This is a genomic window from Nocardiopsis exhalans (assembly GCF_024134545.1).
GTDB lineage: Bacteria > Actinomycetota > Actinomycetes > Streptosporangiales > Streptosporangiaceae > Nocardiopsis > Nocardiopsis exhalans.
Genome location: NZ_CP099837.1, coordinates 7183367 through 7204524 on the forward strand (window position 1 = coordinate 7183367; position 21158 = coordinate 7204524).

The window sequence follows — 21158 nt, forward strand, 5'->3', positions numbered from 1 at the left end:
GCCCCGGGGTGCGGATGACCCGCCCTTCGGTGTCTTGGCCAGAGCGGCTGTGGTCGACGGCGTTGGCGAACATCTCGCTGGCGCAGAGCACGAGGTTCTCGACCGTCTCGGTGGGGAGTCCGGCCAGGCGTTGCAGGTCGGCGGCCAGGTCCGCGCGCACCCAGCGGGTCTGGGTGAGGTCGCCGGGGTAGAGGCGGCAGGACCAGCGGCGTCCGGCGAAGGGTTCGGTGGGGGTGTGGAACAGGGTGCGGTTGTGCGGCAGACTGGTCATGTCGGCAACTCGCTTTCAGTCGAAATCGGGGGTGGTTGTCGGCCTGCTCTGGGGGTCTTCTCGCACCCGCCAGAGCTTTTTCATGGGCGCTGAGGGATCAGGGGCCTCAGCAGGTGCGCGGGTTTCAGGTCGCGGACGGGTTGCTGGTCCCCAGGAGGCGGTGGCCGAGCAGGCGCAGGAGTTCGCGGCGGGTGGGGGCGGTGATGCGCTCGAAGGGGTCGCTCTCGCCCGTCCAGCCGATCGGGCGTCGGGCCACGTAGACCTCGTGGGGTGGCTGGCCCTCGATGGTCAGGTTCCACTGCTTGTAGAGCAGCGGGCACAGGACGTGCTCGGGGACGGGCAGCTCACCGCCATCGGTCGGGTTCGCCTGCGGGAGTACCGGTAGGCGGGCACCGTCGCCACCGGCCGCCCGGGGCACCCGGGGCGGGTCGGGGTGCTCAGCGATGGCCTGGTCGACGATGCCGGTGGCCAGCTCGGCATCAGCTTCCTCGTGAGCGATCCGCAGGGCTTCCCGGATCAGCGGGAGCCTGTTGCGGAGAGTGTGGGAGTGCCAGTCGGCCAACTCACAGGCGCTCAGGTACGCGGGCGGTCGCAGGGCCTCGTCGATAACGGTGAGCAGGTCCCTGGTGTAGATGTCGCGCATCACAACCCCACCCCCAACCGGCGCAGCCCTGCCAGGAGCAACTGCAGGATCAGCAGCGGCGCGGTGTCGAGCGGCCGCTGGGGTGCCGGGATCCGAGGCTGGCGGGGCGAGCACAGCGGCGGCCCCAGGATCAGGGGTCGGGGAGCAGGGGCGTAGGCCCGGACACGTCCGGCCCGCCGGGGGCGACGGTGGCGCATCGCTTCGGAAGCCAACCAGCGCACATGCGCCAACTCAGACAGGTTCAGGTATCGCGGCACGGGCGAACTCCTGTGTCAGGCACCGGATGGAAAGTCCGGCGGGACAGGTCGTCAGGGGGCACCGCATGACCGTGACCGCCAAGCCAGACCATGCGGCGCCACGCTCAGATCCGGCGGCCTCGGGCACACTGGATGTGTGACCGCCAACCGCTCCGCCACCTGCACGCCGACGACGAAGCATCGACTTTATAGGGGCTAAACCTTCGCGTGCGACGACAGTACCCCCCTCTTTCGGCGAGCGCAATAGGGGGGCTAAAGTTCTGGTGGAGTAATCGAAGTGAGGATTCGCCTTGGACGCAAGGACACTGCACGACATCGCGGCCACGCCGGACCCCCTGGACAGAGCTCGTGCGGCTTCCGCCGCCATGACCAGCTTGCAGGGGCAGAGCGTGGAGCTCTCGCGAATCCGCCGAGGAGCCATCATCGAGGCACAACAGGACGGCATGCTCCAAGAGGACATAGCTCGCCACCTGGGCGTGTCCCCGGGGCGCGTGTCCCAGATGAAGAAGGCGGGCGGCGAGGAACCCGGCCACAAGGCCCCGACCGGCCCTTTGGGACCCCAGCCCCGAGTGCTCGTCCAGCGCGCGCTGCCGACTCCTCCGAGCACACGAGGTTCCAAGTCGCTCTACCTGACCGAGGCCGCACAACAGGGCCTGACGCCCGACCGCAAGATGCTGTTCGTCGGCCAGGAGCCCGCGAACGAGCACGTCGCACAGGGATTGCGGGTCGAACCGGGAGATCCGGTCATCGCCCGCCGCAAGATGTTCTGGGCCAACAGCGTCCCGGTCAGGATCTCGACCTCATACTTCCGCGTGGACGTCGGCGAGAACACCCGACTCGACGGCGAAGGGTTCGTACTTCCCACATTGCAGGCCGCCATCGAGGATCTCGGGCACCGTTTCGACCACGCCGTGGAAACCCTGACAGCGCGTCCCGCGACCCCCTACGAAGCCGACCTCCTGGAGATCCCCGGCGAATGGGTCGTCCAGGTGCTCAGGGTCAGCCACTCCACCGAGGACACCCCGATCCACGCCCTCGAAACCATCTGTGCGGCGTCCCGGCACACCTTCTCGGTGGGCCAGGCCGTCGGCAGCGACCAATTCTGATTCCGCGACGAGCGGCTGGCGAAAGTTCCCCGCCAAGGCGAACGTAGGAGCCCCGACCACATGCGATCGGGGCTCCTACGTTTGATTCCAGCGGAACCTTACCCCGAGCGGCCCGGTGCGGGAAGTGCTCTTACCTGGCCGTAGGCGGTCAGGGATTCGGGACGTTTTCCCCTGAGGGCGGGGCGCGGCCTTGGGCAGGGCTGTGCATGAGCAACCGAACTCCCCTACCTCCAGCGAAGGACTCAGCCATGCACCTCCCCAGCGAAGACCTCGTCTTCCGCAAGTCCTCGTACAGCGACCGGAGCGACTGCGTCGAAGTCGCCGGTCTACCCACCGGAGCAGCCGTGCGCGACACCCGGAACAGGAACCTCGGGCACCTGGCGTTCCCCTCCTCCGAGTGGACGGCGCTCCTGGACACCGTCCGCAGCTAACCCAGCACTCTGGAAGGCCCTGGTCAGCCGACCGGGGCCTTTCTCGTACCCACTCGGAACCCTCCTTCTGCGCGGTGCCCGTTGACAATTAGTTGTGACTCTAGACAAACTGATCGCGTCCGGGACCCTCCGCGGATCGATCACCCTCAGGAGCGCGCATGACCGACTACCGGCCCACCCCCGAGGACCGCTTCACCTTCGGCCTGTGGACCGTGGGCTGGAGGGGCGTCAACACCTTCGGCGACCCCGTACGCCCCCCGCTCGACCCGGTCGACGCCGTCCGCCGCCTCGCCGACCTCGGCGCGCACGGCATCACCTTCCACGACGACGACCTCATCCCGCCCGACAGCTCGTCCACCGAACGGGACGCGATCCTCCAGCGGTTCCGGGGCGCCCTGGACGAGACCGGCCTGTCCGTCCCGATGGTCACCACCAACCTGTTCACCCACCCCGTCTTCCGCGACGGCGGGTTCACCTCCAACAGCCGGGACGTGCGCCGCTACGCGCTGCGCAAGGTCATCCGCAACATCGACCTCGCGGTCTCCTTCGGCGCGAAGACGTACGTGTGCTGGGGCGGCCAGGACGGCGCCGAGACCGAAGCCGGAAAGGACGACCACGCCGCCCTGGACCGGCTGCGCGAGGCCTTCGACCTGCTGTGCTCCTACGTCCGGGAGCAGGGCTACGACCTGCGCTTCGCGATCGAGCCCAAGCCCAACGAGCCGCGCGGCGATGTCCTCCTGCCCACGGTCGGCCACGCGCTGGCCTTCATCAACGAGCTCCAGCACCCCGAGATGGTCGGGGTGAACCCGGAGGTCGGCCACGAGCAGATGGCCGGGCTCAACTTCGCGCACGGCGTCGCCCAGGCGCTGTGGGCGGGCAAGCTCTTCCACATCGACCTGAACGGGCAGCGCGGCGTCAAGTACGACCAGGACCTGCGCTTCGGCGCGGGCGACGTCAAGGAGGCCTTCTTCCTGGTCGACCTTTTGGAGCGCTCCGGTTACGAGGGCCCCCGGCACTTCGACTTCAAGCCGCCCCGCACCGAGGACGTGTCCGGGGTCTGGGAGTCCGCGGCGGGCTGCATGCGCAACTACCTGATCCTCAAGGAGAAGGCCGCCGCCTTCCGCGCCGACCCGGAGGTGGCCGCCGCCCTGGCCGCCGCCCGGGTCCACGAGCTGGCCGAGCCAACGCTCTCCCCGAGTGAGAGCGTCGCGGACCTGCTCAAGGAGGATCTCGACCTGGAGGCCGTCGGCCAGCGCGGCTACCACTTCGAGCGGCTGGACCAGCTCGCCCTGGAGCACCTGTTCGGAACCCGCTGACCACGGAGCCCTCCAAGGTTCCCCGCCCCGGGCCGCATGCCGGTGCGCCCGGGGCGGGGTCACGGTGCGCCCGGGCAGGCCAGCCCCGGCCACCGGTCTGGCGCGGTTCCCCTTCCTACGCCAGAATTGGCCCGACATCATCCTCAAGCGACTGAGGGGGACTTGCGCCCGCCAGCGCACAGGAGCCCCAAGGAGCCAATCCCTGGTCGCGGCCCTGTCTCGGAAGGACCCGCGTGGCTCTGAACCCGCTCTACCTCGTCGGCACCGTGCTGCTCCTCATCGTCGGCACCGCCGCGCTGATCATCGGGTTCACCGCGCCGCACGGCCGACGGGCGTCCACCGTCGTCGGCGGCGCCCTGCTGGTGGTCGCCGCCGTCATGGCCCTGGTGCGAAACCTGGCATTCCGCCCGATCTTCGACCTGATGGACGATCTTTTCGGTTTCCGCACAGCCCTCATCGTCCTGGAGGTCATCCAACACGTCGGCAACGGCCTCTTGTCGGTGGGACTGCTACTCGTGGCCCTCGCCGCGACCAAGCGGATCGCGAGCCCGCGCCCCGCCCCGGGGCCGCCCGCGCCGACCGGACCCCACGGACCTCCGACGCACTACGGGCCCCAGGCGCACCACGGGGCACAGCAGGCGGGACCGTATCCGGGCGGCCCGCGGCACCCGGGTCCCTTTCCCCCGCGACAGCAGGCCCCGAGGCCCGCGTACGGGCCGGGCCCCCAGCCCCCGCAGCGGCCCGGCCCGCCGCCGTCACCCGACTCCGGACCCCGGCCCCCGCTCGGCCCCGCCCCCCGCTGAACGCACGAGATCCGGAGAACACGCGGACATGCTCGACCTCACCCTCGCCTTCCTGTTCGGCTGCCTGTCACCACTCGTGGTCGGCGCGATCGCCCTCCTGCGCTCCTTCGGCGCCCCCAGTGGAAAGGCCCCCGTGGCCATCGGCGGCGTGCTGCTGATCCTCGCGGGCCTGGTGTCGACCGGCTGGGAGATCTACTACAGGTTCGTCCTGCTGCACAACCCCCTCGTTCCGTACTTGGGCCTGCCCCCGTACTTCGATCCGGCCGTCCTCTACGCGGTCCGGATCGGGTTCGGCGTCCTCGTGGCCGCCGCTGTGGCCCTGTTCCTGGTCGGGGTGCGCAGCTCCAGGCGCCTGGAGGGGACGGGGCCGGGGCCCCGGGTACAGCAGGGGGTCCCGGGGCCGTACCGCCCCCAGGCGCCTCACCCCTATCCTCCCGAAGCACCCCGCCCGTAGGCCGCCGCCCGGAAGAGGGCCCCGCTCAGCCCTCCCCCGCGCCCGGTTCCTCCGGTTCCTCCGGTTCCTCCACCCGGATCGTGCCCGCGGACCCGTCGATGGTGATCGTCTGGCCGTCACGGATCAGCTCGGTGACCCCGGGAACACAGATCACGCAGGGGATGCCGTACTCACGGGCGACGGTCGGCCCGTGCGCCACCACCGACCCGGTCTCCACGACCAGCCCGCCGGCGGTCATGAACAGCGGCGTCCACCCGGGGTCGGTGGTCGGCGCGACCAGGATCTCCCCCGGAGCCAGCGTCGCGCCCGCCGGGTCGTACACCACCCTCGCCACCCCGGTGGCGGTCCCCGGGGAGGCCGCGACACCCGTCAGCTCACCCTCCGTCCCCTCTCCCGGAGGAAGCGCGGGCAGCGCCACCGCCAGGTCGGTCCCGTCCGAGAGCAGGAGCGAGGGCACCCGGCGGCGGCCGAGCTCACGCCGGTGCTCGGCCCTGCGCTCCGCCACCAGCCCGCGCAGGTCAGCCCCGTCCAGCAGGTCGTGCACCTCCTCGAAGTCCAGGAACACCACGTCGTCCGCCCGGTCGATCCGGCCCTGTCCGACCAGTTCCGCGCCCACCATCAGCATCTGACGGCGCACCTGGGCCAGCGCGTACAGCCACACGAACTTGGGGTACTCCCGCAGCCCCGACAGCTCGCGCGCCCGGTCGAGCAGGAAGGCGGTCAGCCGCGCGCGGAGCGGGCTGGTCGCGGCGAGCCTGCGCACGAGCTCGTCCCGCATCCGGACGGCCCGCTCGGCCGCGGCCGCGAACCTGCGTTCCGGCGACTGCTCCGGATCGCTGACCTGGAGGTAGTTCGCGATCGCGGAGAACACCGGCGCCGGATCCTCGGCCCACCTCGGCACGCCCATGTCGATCTCGGCGGCGCTCCGGTGCCCGTACGCGGCCAGGAAACCGGTGAGTCCGATATCCGGCAGGTCACCCGCCAGGTAGCGTTCGGCCAGCTCCTCCGGCGGCGTGCCGGTCAGCAGCTCCCGGTGTTCCCCGGCCCGCTCCGCCACCCGCCACAGCTCCAGGTCCATGGCGGTCGTGACGTTGTGCGGCATCCCGCCGAGGACCGCCGCGACCTCCGACGGTTCGGCGACCCCGCTGAGCAGGTGCTCGGGTAGCTTCGCGGCCGTCAGGCCCGCGTACAGGGGGCCGAGCATGGGCAGCATCCGCTCCGACATCACCGGACTCTGGAGGTGCCGGGCGTACTCCACCCGGTCCCGGGCCGTCACCACCCACTCCGGGGTGCGCGACGTCCCGGCCCTCGCCCGCTCTCCGAGGGCGAACACCCTCTCCCTGGTCCGGGCCGGATCCCAGAGCGCGAGGGCGGCGCCCGCCGCGACCTTCGCCAGCACCGGCGCCGCCGCCCGCACACCGCGCAGAACCGCCTCCGCCCGGAGCGGACGCCCCTGCCGCGGCGCGAACCGCGGGTCGTCCAGGAGGTGCTGAAGCGCCCGGACGGCTCCGGGGCCGTAGATACCGAGCGCCTCGGGCACCATGGCGCGCGTCCTCGGGTCGCGGACCAGGGCGGTCAGGTCCAGGTAGAGCCGCCCGCCCACGTTGACCAGCCAGGACTCCAGCCCCGACGCACCACCCCCCGACAGCGAGGAGAACCAGTCCCGGGTCAGCTCGGTGAGGGAGGCGAAGCCCAGCGGGGTGAAGGGCCTGAGCATGCCCTGCATGTGGCCGGCCTCCAGGTAGACGCCGGGCCCGTCGTCACGGCCGGGCGGCAGCGGGAAGAGCGTGGTGATCGCCCGGGACTGCAGGACCCAGGGGGTCCCGTCCCGGTCGATCGCCCACTCGACGTCCTGGGGCGAGCCGAAGTGGTCCTGGAGGCGTTGCCCCGACGCACGGAGCGCTCCCACCTCTTCCGCCGTCAGACAGCCGCCGTCGCCGGGGCCCTCCACGTTCCCGTCCGGCCGCACCACGTAGTGGTCGGGGTCGGCCGTGCCGTCGACGACCCCGGTCCCCAGGCCGGGCACCGCGTCCAGCACGGTCTCGCCCCGGGTGCCGGTCACCGGGTTGGCGGTGAAGAGCACGCCCGCCGCCCGGGGGTCGACCATGCGCTGCACGACCACCGCCATGCGCACGGACGCCTCGTCGATCCCCCGGTCCCGGCGGTAGGCGGCGGCGCGGTCGGTCCCGAGGGAGTCCCAGCAGCGGCGCACCGCCGCGACCAGGTCGTCCACGCCCTCCACGTTCAGGTAGGTCTCCTGCTGCCCGGCGAAGGAGGCGTCCGGCAGGTCCTCGGCGGTGGCGCTGGAGCGCACCGCGACCCGGCCGCAGCCGAGCGCCTCGTAGGCGGCGGCCACCTCGTCCCGGGGCACCTCGCCCGACCGGTGGGCCTCGGTGGTGACACAGAACCCGGACGGAACCCGCTCACCCGCCCGGGCCGCCTCGGCGAGTCCGGCTGCCTTGCCGCCGACCAGGTCGGTCCGGTCGGTGTCGATCCGATCCAGTGTCAGCACGCGCACGTTCGGCCGCCCCTCACTCGTCTCTTCTCGGTCCACGGTCCATCCTGCGCCCGGGGCCCGGTTTTGGACAGGGGGCCTCGCTGCCCGGACCGGTCGGGGCGGAGCGGGACCGGTCCGGGAGGGGCAGGGCTCAGGATCCGCCCAGGACCAGCTCCGCCACGGCGGTGCCCTCGTCCTCGAAGACCACGTACAGGTCGCGCCGCCCCGAGGCGCCGCGGACCGGGGTACGCACATCGGTGAAGTCGTAGACGCCGCCGCTCGCGGGGATCACGGCCTCTCCGGCGACCTCGCCCGTGACCGGGTCGTCCAGGCGCAGCCGGACGGTCGCCGCCCGGGGCGCGTTGGCCCTCAACCGGAGTTCGGTCGCGCCGCCGCCGAGGTCCACGTCCCGGTAGGCGACCCACGCTCCGGAGGCCCGGGCGCGCACCGCGTCCCCGGGCACCGCGTCTTCGGACACCGCGTCTTCGGGAACGTCGGGGCCGGGTTCGGGGCTGACCGGGCACAGCCGGACCCCGGAGGCGTCGTCGTAGCGGTCCGCCGACCACGCGGTGAGGGCGTCACGGGCGGGGATCGGCTCCCCGGGCACGTCCAGGGGCGCGGTGGCGACCACGTCCAGCGCCGAGCGCCCCACCAGGACCTCCCTGGGCGCCTCCTCGACCACGAAGCGGTCCCCGATGGTGTCCCAGACCGCCAGCCGCTCGACGTCGAAGGAGACCGAGGCGGTCTCGGTCCGTCCGGCCGCGATCCGCAGGCGAGTGAAGCCCCGCAGGGCCCGGGAGGGCTGGCGCACCCTGGAGGCCGTCTGCCGGGTGTAGACCTGCACGACCTCCTCGGCCGTCCGGTCACCGGTGTTGGTGACGGGCACCTCGACGGTGACCCTGCCGCCGGAGACCGTCACCTCGGCCCGGCCGTACTCGACCGGGGTGTAGCCGAGTCCGTGCCCGAAGGGGTAGAGCGGGTCTCCGCCGAAGTACAGGTAGGTTCCGCCCGCGGTGATGATGTCGTAGTCCAGCGGGTCCGGGAGGTCGTCGACGCTCCGGTACCAGGTCTGGGTGAGGCGGCCCGCGGGCTCCGCCGCCCCCAGCAGGACGTCGGCCAGCGCCCGCCCGTACTCCTGGCCGCCGTGCGCCGACCACACGATCGCCGGGACGTGCTCGTCCGCCCAGGTCACGGCGTACGGGTACCCGCTGCTCAGCACCAGGACGGTGTCCGGGTTGGCGCCGTGGACCGCCTCGAGCACCTCCTCCTGTCGGGCGGGCAGTTCCAGGTCCGCCCGGTCCTCGGTCTCGCGGCCGTTGACCATGGGGTGGTCTCCGGCCACCACCACGGCGACGTCGGCTCGGGCCGCTGCCTCGGCGGCGGCCCGCGCCCCGGACCCCAGTCCGCCTACCCGGAAGGCGGTGCCCTGCCCGCCCAACCGGAGCGTTCCGTCCCCGTCGGCGGTGACGGGGCGGCCGGTGTGCACCTGGACGAGGTGGAACCGCCCGTCCGGAAGTTCGTCGAGCCGGAAGGTCTGGCGGACCTCCCAGGTGCCCGGCCCGGGAGCGGTGCAGGCCAGGGTGTCCCCGGGGGCCTCGTCCACGTGGAGTCCGGTGGCCGCCGACCGCAGGGCGTGCGCTCCCCCGCCCCAGTCGAAGAGGTCGAAGGAGGCCGTCTTCTCCTCCGCTTCGGGCTGCCCGGACTGCTCGGGACCGGTCCCCTCTTCCACCCGGAGCCCGCCGTCAGCACCCACGACCACCCGGCCGGTGCCGGTCTCCAGGGTGATCCGGTCCGTTCCCTCGACGAACTCCACCTCGCAGTGCTCGGCCAGGCCCTCCCGAGCGGTGACGGCGTAGGGGAGGGTTCCGCTGTACCAGTCCTCCAGGACGGTGTCGCCGAGCTGGCCGATCACCGCGATCCGCGAGGCCGCCCGCAGCGGCAGAAGGCCTTCGTTGCGCAGCAGGGTGAGTGAGCGGGTGGCGGCCTCCCTGGCCAGGGCCCGGTGCTCGGGGCAGTTCACGACCTCCTCGGGTACCTCGTCGCCTTCGGGTTCGGGGTCGAACTCGCCCAGGCGGAACCGGACGGAGAGGATGTTGCGTGCCGCCTCGTCGACGTCCTCCTGGCCGATCAGGCCCCGGTCGAGGGCTTCCCGCAGGTAGGAGAGGGTGGTCTCGGGCCGGTCGTCGTCCTGGGTGAAGCTGTCCAGCCCGGCGCGCAGGGCGTGCGCGTAGGCGGTGGGCCCGTCCGGGTGGAAGCCCTGGAGCCCGAAGAGGTTGGCGGGCGCGTGGGCGTCGCTGACCACGAGGATCCGGTCGGGTGCGGCACGGCGCAGCACCCTGTTGATGAGCGGGCTCAGGTGGGCGGGCCTGCCGTTGACCAGGTTGTAGGACGGCATGACCGCGACGGCGGCACCCTCCTGGAGTGCGGGCAGGTGGGCGGGGAGCTCGTACTCGCGCAGCACGCGGGGCGGCAGGTCGCTGGAGGTGGTGCAGCGGTCGGTCTCGTTGTTGTAGCCGAGGAAGTGCTTGATCGTGGGTGCCGTGCGCGGGCGCGGCCCGTCTCCGGCCAGGCCCCGGGCGTAGGCGGCGGCGAGCGTTCCGGTGAGCCAGGGGTCCTCGGAGTAGCCCTCCTCGTTGCGCCCCCACCGGGGGTCCCTGAGCGGGTTGACGACCGGGGCCCACACGTTGCGCCCGGCCGCGGGGTCCCGGCGGCGGACCGCCAGGAGCTCGGTGGCGGTGGCGGAACCGACACGGCGGAGCAGACCCGGGTCCCAGCTGGCGGCCAGGCCGAGGGCCTGGGGGAAGACCGTGGCCTCACCGAGCCAGGCCAGCCCGTGCAGCGCCTCGGTACCGGTCCGGAACTCGCGGACGCCGAGTCGTTCGACCGGGGCCTGGTACTGGTGGAGCAGGCTCAGCCGCTCCCGGGGGGTCATGCTCCGGAGCAGGTCCTCGACCCGGTCTTCGGTGCTCTGGCGGGTGTGGCGGGGGGTACTCATCAGGGCGTTTCTCCCAGCTGGGACCGAGCCGCTTCGTATCGAAATCGAATCGCTTCGACTCTGAGCCGCAGAGGCCTTGTGTGCTAGATCACGTTGGAGTAATTTGACTCTTCGATCGAACAACTAAATTCATATCAAAATGGTCTAGCGTTTCCTACCCCCGGGCATTGACGGCCCGGGCCGAGCAAAGGAACGACCGTGATGTCCCTCCCCCCGGCTCCGGCTCCGAACCGCCGTCGCTTCCTCGGTCTGATGGGCGCCTCGGGCGCCGCCGCGCTCTCCCCCGGTCTGCTCTCCGGCTGCTCCGGCAGCGCGGACACCGGCGGCGGCGGATCGGCCTCCGCGTCGACCGACCTGGACGACCTGATCCCCACCTTCCGAGCATTCGACGGGGTCGGCCCCGACCTCCCCGGGACCGGCGGAGCCCCCGACGGTTTCACCTCCTACCCCGACACCTTCGTCCGAGCCGCCGGGGACGTCCGGGGATCGGGCGGGCACTACACGGCAATGACCCCCATGTGGGGGCCGATCCCCCCCCGGTCTGGGGAACAACTCCTTCTACGAGCACGTCAACGGGCGTATCGGCACCACGGTCGAGTTCAACTTCCAGGACGGCAACACGATCATCGACAAGATGAACGCCGTCGTCGCCGGTCGGGACGTCGCCGACATCACGATGTTCCCGGACTGGGTGATCAACCTGATCCCCCAGTTCAACCGGGCCGTCGGTGAACTGTTCGAGGACCTGACCCCCTACCTGGCCGGGGACGCGGGCCTGGCCTACCCGCTGCTGGCCAACCTGGACAGCGACGCCTGGCGCGCCAACGTCTTCAACGAACGCCTCCAGGGCATCCCCTGGCCCTCCGAGCCCTTCAGCAACTGGGTGCTCTACCGGCGCGACCTCCTGGAGGGCGAGTACGGCCTGTCCGCCCCCACCAGCGCCGAGGAGCTGTTCGAACTCGGCGAGGAGCTCAACGACCCCGACAACAACCGCTGGGCGTTCGGCGACTTCACCCTGTCCGCCCGCCAGATCTTCGGCGCGCCCAGGCAGTGGCGGTACGAGAACGGCGAGCTGGTCCACATGTTCGAGACCGAGGAGTGGCGCGCCAGCGTGGAGTTCATGCGCCGCGTCTTCGACGCCGGACTCGTGCACCCCGACCTGGTCGCCCAGGGCGACAACTCCAAGGAGCTGCTCAACTCCGGTCAGCTGATCTTCGCCCAGGACGGCCTGGGCGGCTGGAACGAGGCCTACGCCCAGATCCTCGGTGACAACCCCGACTTCCGCCTCGACCTGCTGCCGGTCTTCGGCCACGACGGCGGCACCCCGGTGCTGCACCGCAACGACCCCTCCAGCCAGTCGGTGTTCATCCGCAAGGACATGGACCCCGAAGAGGTGGAGGAGATCCTCGCCGTCGTCAACTTCTGCGCGGCGCCCTTCGGAACCCAGGAGTACATGGACTACCGGTACGGGGAGGAGGGGGTCCACCACGAACGCAACGAGCACGGCGCCCCCGAGCTCACCGACCTGGGCAACTCCGAGGTCAGCGACGGCTACTACTTCATCAGCGGGCGCCCGCCGGCGATCACCGAGAGCCAGTACCCGGACTTCGTGGACTGGAAGGTCGCCTGGTACAACGACGCGATCGCCTACGCCGACGAGGACCCCTTCACCGGGATCCGCATCCAGCGCCCGGAGCGCTTCTCCGCCGCCGAACTGCCGTTGAACGACCGGGTGGAGAACATCATCCGCGGCCGCGAGGACCTCTCCAGCCTGGACACCGCCATCGACGACTGGCGTCGCGACGGCGGCGAGGAGGGGCGGGAGTTCTACATGGAGGTCCTCCAGGAACACGGCCGTGACTGAGCGCGTGGACGGCACCGGCACGACCGTCGCTCCCCCGCCCCCGCGGGTCGGGTCGGGCGGCGGTCGGCCCGGACGCCGCCCCAAGCCGCGCAGCCGGGCCCGGCGCCCCTCCCTGCGGGCCCGGCTGCACCGCGACTGGCAACTGCTGCTGATGACCGTCCCGGCCATCGGCCTGCTGGCCCTCTTCCACTACGCGCCGACTCTGGGCAACGTCATCGCCTTCCAGAACTACAACCCCTGGGACGGCGTCACCGGCAGCCCGTGGGTGGGGTTCGCGCAGTTCGAACGGCTCTTCGGCGACCCGCGCTTCTGGCGGGCCGTGGGCAACACGCTCGTGATCGCCGGGGTGCAGCTGCTGTTCTTCTTCCCCATCCCGATCGCGCTGGCGATCCTGTTGGACAGCGTGCTCAGCCCCCGGCTGCGGCTGCTGATGCAGAGCATCGTGTACATGCCGCACTTCTTCTCGTGGGTGCTGGTGGTGACGTTGTTCCAGCAGATCCTGGGCGGAGCCGGGCTGTTCTCCCAGTGGCTACGGCAGAACGGGTACGCGCCGCTGGAGATCATGACGGACCCGGACGCGTTCCTGTTCGTGGTCACCTCCCAGATGATCTGGAAGGACGCCGGATGGGGGACGATCATCTTCCTGGCGGCCCTGGCCGCGATCAACCCGAACCTCTACGAGTCGGCCGCCGTCGACGGCGCGGGCCGCTGGCGCAGGATGTGGCACATCACGCTGCCCGGCCTGCGCCCGGTGATCATCCTGCTGCTCATCCTCAAGCTCGGTGACATCCTCAACGTCGGCTTCGAACAGTTCTTCCTGCAGCGGGACGCCTTCGGCTCCCGTGTGTCCGAGGTGCTCGACACCTACATCTACCACCAGACCCTGGTCACCGGTAACTTCAGCGCGGGGGCGGTGGCGGGCCTGGTCAAGGGCCTGGTCGGGCTCGTGCTGATCCTGGTGGCCAACAAGGTGGCCCACAAGATGGGCGAGAACGGGATCTACAGGCGCTCATGAGCACACTCTTCCAGGACCGCCCCGTGTGGGCGGAACGACCGGCCCTCCCGTCACGGCTGGCGAAGAACACCGTCCTGGTGGGAATCGCCGTAGTCGTGCTCTTCCCCCTGTACGTGGTGGTGCTGACCAGCCTCTCACCGGCTTCGGCGGTCAACGCGGCGGGCGGCCTGGTGGTGGTGCCGGACGGGCTGTCGCTCCAGGCCTACGCCGACCTGTTCGGCGGCGGCGTGGTCACCCGCGCCGTCCTCGTGAGTCTGGGGGTCACCCTCGTGGGGACCGCGGTGAGCCTGGGCGCGACCATCCTGGCCGCCTACGGCCTCTCCCGCACGGGTTCGCTCTGGCACCGCCCGCTGCTGTTCGCGGTGCTGTTGACCTTCCTCTTCGCCCCCGGGATGATCCCGCTGTACCTGCTGGTCAGCGACCTCGGCCTGATCGACAGCTACTGGTCGCTGATCCTGCCCACCGCGGTCAACGCCTTCAACCTCGTGGTGATGCGGGCCTTCTTCATGAACCTGCCCCAGGAGATCGGCGACAGCGCCCGCGTGGACGGGGCCAACGAGTGGACCATCCTCACCCGCCTGGTGCTGCCCATGTCCAAGGGGGTCACCGCGGTGATCGGCCTGTTCTACGCGGTGGGCTACTGGAACGCCTTCTTCAACGCGGTCCTGTACATCAACGACAACTCCAAGTGGCCCCTGCAGCTGGTGCTGCGCCAGTACGTTCAGCAGGGGCAGCAGATCAGCTCCAGCTCAGTGGTGGGCGACGCGGTCCAGGGCACCGCGTCGGCGCCGAACCTGGCCATCCAGATGGCGATCGTGGTGGTGGCCCTGGTGCCGGTGACGTTCATCTACCCGCTGGTGCAGAAGCACTTCACCAAGGGCGTCATCATCGGTGCCGTCAAGGGCTGAGGCCATTACCGAAAGTCAAAGACCCTGTTCGTAGATGTCACCCCGGTTCCCTACAGCGATGATCCAGACCAACACGACAGGTTGCCCCTCGTCATCCTTGTCGAGTGTGTAAACGGCTCGGTAGTCGCCGACCCGTAGACGCCACCGACCGTGGTAGCCGGTCAGGGGCTTGATGTCGAAGGTGCTGGTGTCACCGTCGTCGAGAGCGCTCTGGAGTTCGGACAACCGGCGCAGAATCCTGACCGCTTCGCCACGCGGTATCCGGCGCATCCTGCGCTGGGCGGCAGGAGTGAACCGTGTGATGTGCCGGTTCACTCCTGCCCCTGCGTGAGTTCACGGGCCATCTCCTCCAGGGAGACGGAGTCCTCACGCCCTTCCTGCTCCGACTCATCGGCGAGGCGGTTGAGCCATGCGTCCTCGGCGGCCTGCTCAATCGCCAGGAGACGGCGGTACTCATCGGCGTCGATGAGCACCGCCGTGGTCTTGCCCCTCTGGGTGATGAAGGTCGGGGTGTGATCGTGGCGTGCGCGTTCGATGGTGTCCGCGAGGTGGCGTCGCACTTCGGACATGGTCTCCGTCAGAGGCTCATTCATAGCTCAAATGTACTGGATGTACACCTGTTGCAGGTGGAGTTTTCAGTCGGCCGGGCCGCCGTAGACGACGCCGCGCCCGTTGGTGCCGACGCAGACGCGATCGCACATGTCCGGATCGCCGGTGACGTTCGTCTACCCGCTGGTGCAGAAGCACTTCACCAAGGGCGTCATCATCGGCGCAGTCAAGGGCTGAGGAACAGGACCGAGGCCGTGTGGGGCCGGGAACCGCGTGTTCGGTTCCCGGCCCCGTGTGCTGGACGCTCCGGGTCAGCGGGTCAGTCGCACGCCCGGCCGTTCAGCGTGAACCCCTCGGGCGCGGCGGGCTCGCCGTCGGCGGACCCGTTGAAGCCCACCGACACCGCCTCGCCCGGGTCGATCCGGCCGTTCCAGTCGGAGCCGGTCACCGTTACGGCGGATCCCGCCTGGGTGTGGGAGCCGTTCCACAGGCTCGTCACCTCCTCACCGGCGGTGAAGTCCCAGGCCAGCTCCCAGCCCTCGACGGTCTCCGAGCCGGTGTTGGTCACCGCCACGTCGGCCCGGAAACCGCCGGGCCAGGTGGCGCTGACGTCGTAATCGACCTCGCACGCGCCCGGAGCCGTGGTGGGCTCCTGCGAAGGGCTGGGCGAGGGGTCCGGATCCGCGGTGGGTGAGGGCGAGGGGGTGGGTTCGGGGTCCGTACCGCCGTTCCCCTCCGCCGGGTCGCCGTAGACGATGCCGCGACCGTTCGTGCCGACGTAGACCCGCCCGTGGACGTCCGGGTCGCCTGCGATCACGGACCCGGTCCAGCCCCACTGGTGCTGGTCGTCGTTGATCCGCACCCACGTGGCGCCCGCGTCGTCGGAGCGGAAGATGCCGCGCACCCCGTCGATCCGGGAGCTGGTGTAGACGGCCGGGTAGTCCTCACCCGGCGCCGGGGCCCCGAAGCCGACCGCGTCGCCCTCGTCCACGGCGTCGATCCGCTCGAAGCTGTCCCCCGCGTCCGTGGTGCGCCACATCCCGTAGGCGCCGTCCGCTTCCCCGCCCGCGACCCACACGTCGCCGGGGTGTCCCGGTACCGCTCCGAAGCGGATGTTGCCCTCGGCGGGCAGGCCGTCGAAGGCGGAGGCGGTGAAGGTGGCCCCGCCGTCGGTGCTGGTGTGGAAGACCCCGTCGGCGACCGCGTAGAACACGTCCGGGTCGGCCCGGTCGGCCTCCACCCGGGCGCCCTCGGGGACCCCCGTCGAGGCGGTCCAGGAGGAGCCGCGGGTGGTGGAGACGTGCACACCGGTGCCCTCGGGGCTCCAGACCACCGCCGAGCCGTCGGCGGCGACGGCGACCGTTCCGCCGCCGGTGACCCCGCCGGGCTCCTGTCCCTGCCACCAGCTGTCCCCGCCGTCGTCGGAGATACCGATGTGTGAGGTGGCGTCGTCCTCGGCGTCGCCGGTGCGCGCCAACAGCGAGGGGGCGAGTTCGGCGAAGTCCACGCTGGTCCCGTTGCCCCAGTAGGGCTGCTGGTGCATCCGGTCGGGCACCTCGTCGAGGTCGTGGTGGGTGAAGCCGCCGATGTCGGCCATCACCGACACCAGGGGGCCGCCGGGCGGGACCGCCAGGTCGTGGATGGAGGTCTCCTCCAGCCCGTGCACCTTCACGTCGATGTCGAACGTGGTGTCGGAATCCCAGTTGGTGAGGTTGTCGCTGCCGTAGATGGTGGCCCCGGTCCCGTACATGAACCGGTCGGAGTCGAACGGGTCGATCGCCATGGCCTGCGTCATCCAGCCGAGCTTGGGCCGGGTCTCGGGCGGTTCGCCGCTGCCTCCGAAGTCCAGCCAGGGCGCGGTGGAGATGTCCATCTCGTAGCGCTTGACCCGCTCGGGGTAGGAGCCGTACTCCCACGCCTGGGTCCAGGTCTGTCCGCGGTCGGTGCTGCGGAAGATCTGGATGTCCGGCCACCAGGAGATCTGGGTGGCGACCATGAGGGTGTCCGGGTTCTGCCGGTCCACGGTCAGCCCGCCGTAGCCGAAGTAGTTGTCCTCCGAATCGGAGGGGACCGGGCTGATCCTGTTCCACTCCTCCTCGGCGGTGTCGTAGCGCCACACGTCGCCGGAATCACCGTCGTAGGGTCCGGGCGTGGAGGTGGTGGCCACGTAGAGCTGGCCGCCCTCGTGGTCGAGCACGCCGTGCGCGGGCAGGTGCCCCGTGGGGGCGCCCGGGACCGGCTCCCAGCTCTGACCGCCGTCGCGGCTGCGGTAGACGGTGTTCTCCAGGTCGGCGACGCCCACGTAGACGTCCTGCGTGAGCGAGCCCTCGGAGCCGGTGCGCGGGTCGAACTCCACCCAGGTCACCCCGGTGATGTCGTCGTGCATGCCCCACTCGTCGTCGGGGTCCTCGACGTAGTCGCCGGGGTTGGGGAACTCCTCGACCTCGGCCCAGGTGGCGCCGTGGTCGGTACTGCGCCACAGGCCGTGGCCGCCGCGCGCACCGAAGTACACGACGCTGTTGTCGTTGGGGTCGACCATGAGGCGCTCGCCCAGGCCCCGGCCGGGCATGTTGCCGCCGAGTTTGAAGGGGAGCTCGGTGGCCTCCCAGGTCTGGCCCCGGTCCTCCGAGCGCAGGATCGCCCCGTTGCCGGGGTCCCAGTCGTTGGTGTAGGTGCCCGCCGCGACGTAGACGCGGTCGGGGTCGACCGGGTCGGTGGCCAGGCTGACGATGCCGGTCCAGCCCCAGTCGTCCCAGCCGATCCAGTCGAGCATGGGCTGCCAGCGCTCGGTGGCGGGGTCCCAGCGGTAGGCGCCGCCGATGTCGGTGCGGGCGTAGGCCAGATCCGGCTCGGTCTCGTTGAAGACGATGCCGGGGACGAAGCCGCCGCCGGCGATCTGGACGTTGTCCCAGTTGTAGGGGGCTTCAGCGGTGGAGGCGGTGTGCGCCTGCACGGCCGTCACGCTCGCGGTGAGGGACGCGGTGAGGGCCAGGGCTGCCGCGGCCGCCGTGCCCGCCACCGCTGCCCCAGCTGCATGGGAGCGCTTCCATGGTCGTTCGTGGGATGTCCTGGATCCAGGCATGAGCGGGCTCCTCGGGTAGGGGGTTCATCTCGGGGGACGGTGCGGAAAACCCGACCCGCCGAGAATCCTGCCGCCAGTGTGTATTCACGGTGACAGAACGTCAACGGGGGTTATTCGAGTAATTTCGAATCGCTTCGATACCTGACCTCAGGGCGCTGGCAATTTCCCGCGCAAACATGTGGTGACCCCCTGTTCCAACCGCACCCGCCGGTTTCCGTCCGGCATACGGACGAGCAGCGGACCGCCCCGCGCCGAGCGCAGCCGCACCGCCACCCTCCCCCGGCCCCACTCCAGCCGCTCCACCACCACGCCGCCGCGTGCGCGCAGTCCTTCGACGACGCCCGACGGCCACGCCCGGGGCAGCGCGGGCAGCACCTCCAGCCTCCCCTGCGCCGATCCGAGCAGCATCGCCGCCACCAGGGCGGGGAAGCCCCCGCCGATGTCCACGTTGAGGATCCGCCCCCGGTTGTGCGTGGGCACCATGGTCGGCCGCCAGTACCGCTCGGCCAGCAGCGATACCGCCTCGTGGGCCTCCTCGGCCAACCCCAGCGACGCCGCGGCCAGGCCCAGCTGCACCAGCCCGAAGGCCATCTCGTCCGCCTCCTGGCCGCGCCACCAGGCCAACCGGGCGCGTACCGTCCGGGCGGCGGCCCCGGCCAGCCGCGGGTCCGCGAAGGCGGGGTCCCGCTCGTACCAGAGCGGGTACAGGTGGGAGGCGTGCCGGTGTGCGTGCCGGTCGGTCTGGGCCACCGGGCCCGCCGCCGTGGCCCACTCGGCCAGCTCCCCGGCCGCGTTGACCCGGTAGCCGGGGAGCCGGGCGGCCAGCCGGACCCACCTGCGGGCGCCGGGCACCCCCAGCTCCCGGTGCGCGCGCACGAGGTTGCGCGCCAGGTCGCGGACGGCGGCGACGTCCATCGTCGCGTTGACGCAGGCCTGCCCGTCCCCGTCCGCCGGGGTGTTCTCCGGCGAGTAGGACGGGGAGAAACCCTCCTCGCAGAGGAAGCCCTCGTAGAACTCGGCCGCTTCGGTGAGGAAGGGCAGGGCCCGATCGCGCAGGAAACCGCGGTCCAGGGTGTAGGAGTAGTGGTCCCAGTACAGGCGCGCCATCCAGGCGCCCCCCGCGGTCCAGCAGGTCAGGCACCACTCGGGGCCGAAGTGGTTGTGGCGGCCCCGGGTGGAGGCGTGCGCGGGCACGAGGATCCCCTCGCACCCGTACAGGCGCCTGGCGTTCTCCCGCAGGTCGTCGGCGAACGCGTCCATCAGGTCGAACAGGGGGGTCATGAGCTCCGGGGTGCCGGTGGGGTGCAGACCGGCCAGGGCCGAGGGCAGGTTGCCGTCGAAGGTGTACCCCGAACGCCAGGGCGGGTCGTAGGTTCCGCTCCACACCCCCTGCGGGGCACACGGCAGATGGGAACGCGCGGCTGGTCATCGAGCAGACCGTTGAACTGCCCGAGTACGGGCGGGGTGTCCGTGTCAACGGACAGGGCGGTGAGCGGTGATGACGGAGCCCCGTTGGTCGCGGTGGATCACCATCGCCGCCGTGCTGATGCTCGCGGGTATCGCGGCGGTGGTGTCGTACTCGCACATGTACGAACTCGCCTTGCGCCACGGCGAGCCGGAGTGGCGTGCCGCTCTGTTCCCGCTGTCGGTGGACGGCATGATCGTCGGCGCGTCCATGACGCTGCTGAGCGATGCCCGCCACGGCCGCAAGGGCGGTCTCCTGCCCTGGACCCTGCTGATCATCGGGTCGGCCGCGTCGTTGGCGGCGAACGTTGCCGTGGCCGACCCCACGATGTGGTCGCGGATCATCCACGCATGGCCGAGCTTCGCGCTGATCGGTGCGTACGAACTGCTCATGCGCGAGTTCCGCACGGCGGCCAGGAGCGTACGCACTGCTGACGCAGAGCGTACACACGAACATCCGGCTCCTCTCCCCGAGGGCGAACAGGCGGACGATCCGGGGCTGTACGTCGTCCGCGAGCAGCACACGGACGCAGCGAACGGAACTTCATCGACTCGCGCTATGCCCGCTGAACTCCAGGTGCGTGCCTGGCAGTGGGCTCTGGAACATCAGGGCGAGCACGGCTCGTTGCCCACGGGCGAGCAGATCGCGTCCGCTTTCGGTCGAAGGCCGAGGTGGGGGAGGCTGGTCAGCCAGTGGGGACGCCAGGGGCGGTTCGATGACGCTCTGCTGAGCCTCGGAGACCGAAGAGGCGAATCCGAGCTCAGCGTTGACGATCGAGAAGCTGTGAGCACCACCGTGTCAAGGTAGGCCAGGTGTACCAGCGAAGACGGGCCGACGCGGGGTCTGCGGAGCGGTTTGAGCTTTCTCTGTGGCGAGGTGCGTACGCTACGCGCATGGTGCGTCTTTACAGTTCTTTCCTCTGTCTTGGATCTGAGGGAGGATGCAACCACCAAGGTTCTCGAGTGCAGTTGTCGCTGCGAGCCTTGCATCTGAAAAGTCTGTGTCCTCTGCTAGTGCTTTGCTTGGCAGGCAGGGGTCGGCAACGGTCCTGTGCAACAGACTCGATTGAAGCTTGTCCGCTTGGTTGGGAACCGGAAGTGGTCAGAGAAACCCGGGGCGGTACCGAACGGACTATGGGGGTCTCCCTCCCGAATGTCCGGATTGCTGCTCTGTGTTTGTTGATATGGAGAGGTCGTTTTCCCACTTCGCGGGCCGTGGCGGTCACCCTGTGGCGGTCGCCCTCCGGGGCGACCGAGGATCGCAACGTCCACGGTGACCGCGTCGTTGACGCGCATCCGCCGTGGCGGTCGCCCTCCGGGGCGACCGAGGATCGCAACCAGGACCTCTACGGCTGGGCGGGGCATCTACGCTGGTGGCGGTCGCCCTCCGGGGCGACCGAGGATCGCAACCCTCCTGCCTGGTGGCGCGGCGCGCGGGGTTCCGGGTGGCGGTCGCCCTCCGGGGCGACCGAGGATCGCAACCGCCTCGGTCGGCGGTACCGG

At 70.7% G+C, this 21158-nt stretch carries 17 protein-coding genes, 1 pseudogene and 1 CRISPR repeat array (1 of these 19 cut by a window edge); of the genes and pseudogenes, 9 read left to right on the forward strand and 9 right to left on the reverse strand.

The annotated features are described in order from the left end of the window. Positions 1–7: 7 nt before the first annotated feature. From NE857_RS32150 to NE857_RS32160, 3 genes and pseudogenes are all read right to left on the reverse strand, one after another. Positions 8–271, reverse strand: a pseudogene (locus NE857_RS32150) (ATP-binding protein); the annotation flags it as partial. Positions 272–395: 124 nt separating this feature from the next. Further along, positions 396–914: a hypothetical protein gene (locus tag NE857_RS32155; RefSeq protein WP_254419005.1), complete on the reverse strand. Its 519-nt coding sequence runs from the start codon at positions 912–914 to the stop codon at positions 396–398. Continuing rightward, complete coding sequence (locus NE857_RS32160) at positions 914–1171, reverse strand: hypothetical protein (RefSeq protein ID WP_254419006.1); 258 nt, start codon at positions 1169–1171, stop codon at positions 914–916. Before NE857_RS32160 ends, NE857_RS32155 begins: the two co-directional genes overlap by 1 nt. Before the next feature lie 290 nt (positions 1172–1461). Between NE857_RS32160 and NE857_RS32165 the strand changes: the two genes are divergently transcribed. The 5 genes from NE857_RS32165 (at position 1462) to NE857_RS32185 (ending at position 5281) form a co-directional block, all read left to right on the forward strand. Further along, positions 1462–2277, forward strand: coding sequence for a GntR family transcriptional regulator (locus NE857_RS32165; protein WP_254419007.1), 816 nt, complete (start codon positions 1462–1464; stop codon positions 2275–2277). Between the two features lie 248 nt (positions 2278–2525). Continuing rightward, positions 2526–2708, forward strand: a complete 183-nt coding sequence (locus NE857_RS32170) for a DUF397 domain-containing protein (RefSeq protein WP_254419008.1) — start codon at positions 2526–2528, stop codon at positions 2706–2708. 158 nt (positions 2709–2866) lie between these two features. Beyond that, the gene (gene xylA, locus NE857_RS32175; RefSeq protein WP_254419009.1) at positions 2867–4024 is read left to right on the forward strand and encodes a xylose isomerase; all 1158 of its coding nucleotides are present in this window, start codon (positions 2867–2869) and stop codon (positions 4022–4024) included. Positions 4025–4257: 233 nt separating this feature from the next. Beyond that, positions 4258–4827 (forward strand): hypothetical protein, encoded by a 570-nt coding sequence (locus tag NE857_RS32180; RefSeq protein WP_254419010.1) that lies wholly within the window; start codon positions 4258–4260, stop codon positions 4825–4827. A gap of 28 nt (positions 4828–4855) precedes the next feature. Then, positions 4856–5281: a hypothetical protein gene (locus tag NE857_RS32185; protein WP_254419011.1), complete on the forward strand. Its 426-nt coding sequence runs from the start codon at positions 4856–4858 to the stop codon at positions 5279–5281. 25 nt (positions 5282–5306) lie between these two features. On the opposite strand, the gene NE857_RS32190 is transcribed toward NE857_RS32185, so the two are convergent. After that, positions 5307–7799, reverse strand: coding sequence for a PEP/pyruvate-binding domain-containing protein (locus NE857_RS32190; RefSeq protein ID WP_254422165.1), 2493 nt, complete (start codon positions 7797–7799; stop codon positions 5307–5309). A gap of 130 nt (positions 7800–7929) precedes the next feature. Further along, complete coding sequence (locus tag NE857_RS32195; RefSeq protein ID WP_254419012.1) at positions 7930–10773, reverse strand: glycoside hydrolase family 3 protein; 2844 nt, start codon at positions 10771–10773, stop codon at positions 7930–7932. Between the two features lie 634 nt (positions 10774–11407). On the opposite strand from NE857_RS32195, the gene NE857_RS32200 reads away from it, so the two are divergent. From NE857_RS32200 to NE857_RS32210, 3 genes are read left to right on the forward strand one after another with little or no spacing between them, the layout of a single operon-like run. Further along, positions 11408–12637, forward strand: a complete 1230-nt coding sequence (locus NE857_RS32200; RefSeq protein ID WP_254419013.1) for an extracellular solute-binding protein — start codon at positions 11408–11410, stop codon at positions 12635–12637. Then, positions 12630–13652, forward strand: coding sequence for an ABC transporter permease (locus NE857_RS32205; protein ID WP_254419014.1), 1023 nt, complete (start codon positions 12630–12632; stop codon positions 13650–13652). The genes NE857_RS32200 and NE857_RS32205 overlap by 8 nt, the downstream gene beginning before the upstream one ends. Continuing rightward, a complete protein-coding gene (locus NE857_RS32210; protein WP_184366644.1) occupies positions 13649–14560 on the forward strand; it encodes a carbohydrate ABC transporter permease in 912 nt (303 codons plus the stop codon). The genes NE857_RS32205 and NE857_RS32210 overlap by 4 nt, the downstream gene beginning before the upstream one ends. 15 nt (positions 14561–14575) lie before the next feature. Here NE857_RS32210 and NE857_RS32215 read toward each other — a convergent pair whose 3' ends face one another. The 4 genes from NE857_RS32215 to NE857_RS32230 all read right to left on the reverse strand — a co-directional run bounded on the left by NE857_RS32215 (position 14576) and on the right by NE857_RS32230 (position 19598). Then, the gene (locus tag NE857_RS32215; protein ID WP_184366645.1) at positions 14576–14875 is read right to left on the reverse strand and encodes a type II toxin-antitoxin system RelE family toxin; all 300 of its coding nucleotides are present in this window, start codon (positions 14873–14875) and stop codon (positions 14576–14578) included. Further along, positions 14872–15153 (reverse strand): type II toxin-antitoxin system Phd/YefM family antitoxin, encoded by a 282-nt coding sequence (locus NE857_RS32220; RefSeq protein ID WP_246420446.1) that lies wholly within the window; start codon positions 15151–15153, stop codon positions 14872–14874. The genes NE857_RS32215 and NE857_RS32220 overlap by 4 nt, the downstream gene beginning before the upstream one ends. A gap of 275 nt (positions 15154–15428) precedes the next feature. Next, positions 15429–18191: a cellulose binding domain-containing protein gene (locus NE857_RS32225; RefSeq protein ID WP_246420448.1), complete on the reverse strand. Its 2763-nt coding sequence runs from the start codon at positions 18189–18191 to the stop codon at positions 15429–15431. A 147-nt stretch (positions 18192–18338) separates the two neighbouring features. Beyond that, complete coding sequence (locus NE857_RS32230; protein WP_376769980.1) at positions 18339–19598, reverse strand: glycosyl hydrolase family 95 catalytic domain-containing protein; 1260 nt, start codon at positions 19596–19598, stop codon at positions 18339–18341. Between the two features lie 91 nt (positions 19599–19689). Here NE857_RS32230 and NE857_RS32235 point away from each other — a divergent pair, with 91 nt between their 5' ends. Beyond that, a complete protein-coding gene (locus NE857_RS32235) occupies positions 19690–20463 on the forward strand; it encodes a DUF2637 domain-containing protein (protein ID WP_083934888.1) in 774 nt (257 codons plus the stop codon). A 421-nt stretch (positions 20464–20884) separates the two neighbouring features. Next, positions 20885–21158: direct repeats of the CRISPR family, unit length 37 nt; unit sequence GTGGCGGTCGCCCTCCGGGGCGACCGAGGATCGCAAC (it continues 194 nt past the right edge of the window).